The organism is Psychrosphaera sp., assembly GCF_982872775.1.
Genome location: NZ_CEYNSH010000041.1, coordinates 13,127 through 16,425 on the forward strand (window position 1 = coordinate 13,127; position 3,299 = coordinate 16,425).

Here is a 3,299-nt window from a genome sequence, read left to right on the forward strand (position 1 = left end):
ACCAGCGAAGCGGTTCACCAAATTGCCCGGAGCAATTTGGAACGCCAGAATGGCGGCCCGTAGGGCAAAAAACAGGACGTTTTTTGTAAATCCAGTCAGTCCGACCAATTCTTTTCTTCATATACATTTGTAAAATCAAACACTCAGAAATAAGCAGAAATCCCTCTGGATTTAGAACCAGCGAAGCGGTTCACCAAATTGCCCGGAGCAATTTGGAACGCCAGAATGGCGCAAATCTCACAACCCATGCTCTTTCATCAACAACAGCGCATAAAAGCTTTTTATCGCAGCTTGGTCATCTTGGTTAAACAGAATTCCTACTGAAAGCTTTTCTCGACCACGAATGTTTTTTATTTTCCCTCTTAACACCGTAGGCTCTAAATGTTCTTCATCGGGTGGAAACTCAATGTTTACCTCTTCGTCAATGAACTTGGAAAGGGTGTCTGAATCGGCATCAGCAAGTTCGGCTTCTGTAGGATGGTATTCACAATGGATACCTGATTTGGAAATGTCAGTGGCCAACGCGAGATGCTCCGCTTTTGTTGAGCCTACAATCAAATTTACCATTAACTCAATTTTTAGTCGTGGTTCACTCCGCAGTCGTTTTTGTGCGATTTCTTTTGGGTAGCTTACGACCATTATAGGTACATTGACGGTCGTGACCATTAATAACTCGGACTTGAACACTAACATGGTTAACACATCCGTACCTGTTATAACCCTTAAATTAATGACTAAGCCAGGTCGGAGCATTTTAATTTCGTGAAGGCTTTTTCGATTACTGGTGAGATTAAACAAGAGAGACTCGTTGGTTATACAACCTATGTAGTCGAGCTTAAAACTTACGCTTTGATGAATTGCGTTTTTGTACACAGCTTCTACTACTGTGCCTGGCTTTATTTCGTGGATTAAACTCAATAGCTTACCTAACACACGTTCAATGTTTTAATAGTAAAGTCTTAGTGTAGTACCGATTTTAAACTTTTTTGAATACAAAGCTTGCTTTCGACTTTAAAAACAACTGTTCATTGCTATAGGCCTTTCTTTACGACATATGAGAAAAAAGAGTATCCTACGGGTTCAGGTCAGAAAGGATAGTCAGGAAAGTTCAAATCACTGACTAAAAGGAAGTTTATCGTCAATGAGCAGGAATATTAGCTTTTACTCCAAAAACGCCCAAGTACTATCAGAACAGTACGACAGTGTGCCTTTTGAGTCCGTTCATAAAGACTGGTTAAATGAGATCCCTAAAGAAGGTTTTGTATTAGATGTTGGAGCTGGTTCGGGCAGAGATGCAAGGTATTTGGCAGCAAAAGGTCTGAGTGTCGTTGCAGCAGAGCCTGCAAGTGGGATTCGAGAACTCGCAAAACAATATAATGTCGACAGTGAGCGCAATTCAAATGAAGGTGTAAAAGAAAACCCAAACAGCGCCCCAGCTGTTCATTGGCTTGCAGATAGCCTACCGGATCTCAAGTCTATTTTTGCGTTACAAACTAAATTCGACCTGATTTTATTAAGTGCCGTTTGGATGCATATTGTACCGAGTCAACGAGAACGCTGTATTCGAAAACTCAGTGCACTTTTAAAACCCAACGGCAAAATAATCATTTCTCTTCGCCATGGTCAAAGTGGTGATGAAAGAGTCATGCATCCTGTATCGGCAGACGAGCTAGCCAAACTCGCTAGCCAATTTGGCCTTGCGTTCAAGCGACTATCTAAAGACCGTAATCAAGACGAGCTAGGGCGTGGAGATGTGAGTTGGGAAACAGTGCTGTTGCAGTTACCGGATGACGGCACCGGAGCGTTCCCGCTCATTAGAAATATCGCCGTTAATGACAACAAATCATCGACTTACAAACTGGCTTTATTAAGAAGTTTATTACGAATCGCAGAAGGTCACCCCGGTGCGGTAATTGAGCAGACAGACAATCATGTGGCGTTGCCAATGGGCTTAGTTGCGTTGTATTGGATGAAGTTGTTTAAGCCATTGGTCGATCAATCGCAAATGCAACAAAACAGCGGAACCAAAACAGGTCTAGGTTTTATAAAGCCTGATGGTTGGGGCCAGTTAACCTATTTATCGGTCAACGACTTTTATATTGGAGCGCATTTCCAGTCTAGTAAAATAGCTGGGCCTTTGTATAAGGCACTGAAAGACATTACATCAACGATTAAAAATATGCCGGTAAAATACACGACATTACCAGGCACTAACCAACCGGTATTTAGTGTTGAGACGAAAAGAACTAGCCAGCCCAAGTCAGCACTAATACTAAATAATGATTTTTTGGGCTCGCTTGGGACTCTTTATGTGCCTATACATATTTGGGAGTCATTGGCTCGATATAGTGTTTGGATTGAGCCTACTTTGATCAACGAGTGGGCAAACTTAATGTCGGGGTTTCAAAATAATAAAGCTCAAGGCTTTACAAAGCTCGATTACCTCAAAGCATTAGCATGGGACGATCCGGCAAGAACTACAGCTCGTGTTCGTAAACGGGTGGATGACATATTATCCAAAGACGATGTTGCATGTTGTTGGTCCGGACGCTCAATCAAATCAAAGCCCTTTGCGATAGACCATGCGTTTCCTTTTGCTCGTTGGCCGAATAATGATTTATGGAATTTACTGCCGACAAAAGCGAGTATCAATGCAAATAAGTCGGACAAATTGCCTACCCGACATAAAGTGTCAACATCACGTGATTTTATTACTCATTGGTGGCAACAAGCGTGGCAACAAAACCAAGAAGAGTTTTTTACTCAAGCAAATTTGGCGTTACCTAGCTTGTCGTCGAACAATCGCAGTTTTGACGATGTATTTGAGGCGTTCAGCTTACAAAGAGATAGAATCAAGGATTTGCAGCAATTGGCAGACTGGGGATAAAGCTCAAAGTTTAAGGGCAAAAGCGCAAAACCTAAGACCTTTATTCTCAAGTCATCACCGCTTAACAATCAGCAGTGTAGAAGGGTTACATTTAAGACATTGACCAACCGCAGTTCTTCTTGTAGTTTGTTTTTTGTACAGGAAACAAAAAGGAAACGTCATGGAAAACAATACCGAAACACCGACTATACCTGTGATACCTGAAGAGCGAGTAAACGTAAGTTTGTTTAAAGTCCTTGTGGCTTTAGTTGCTGTTGTACTAAACGGTTATACGTCTTATCTGGTTACTCAAAGCGTGGACTCTGTCTATTTTGAGCAGCCATCTTCTGCCATGTTTTTTGTCTTTCAGTCGACTATTGGGCTACCAATTCTAATGATGGCTGTTGCCTGCGTGAAAGAGTCGTGGCGAAAC

General features: G+C 41.9%; 3 protein-coding genes. 2 read left to right on the top strand and 1 reads right to left on the bottom strand.

Going from position 1 to position 3,299, the window contains the following annotated elements; genetic code table 11:
* Nucleotides 1–237 precede the first annotated feature (237 nt).
* Nucleotides 238–918, bottom strand: a complete 681-nt coding sequence (locus tag AC4E96_RS11380; protein WP_490255902.1) for a hypothetical protein — start codon at nt 916–918, stop codon at nt 238–240.
* Nucleotides 919–1,141: 223 nt separating this feature from the next.
* On the opposite strand from AC4E96_RS11380, the gene AC4E96_RS11385 reads away from it, so the two are divergent.
* Entirely contained in the window at nt 1,142–2,887 is a 1,746-nt protein-coding gene (locus tag AC4E96_RS11385) for a class I SAM-dependent methyltransferase (protein WP_490255903.1), read from the top strand.
* 160 nt (nt 2,888–3,047) lie between these two features.
* The coding region (locus tag AC4E96_RS11390) for a hypothetical protein (RefSeq protein WP_490255904.1) at nt 3,048–3,299 on the top strand (252 nt) is incomplete at its 3' end.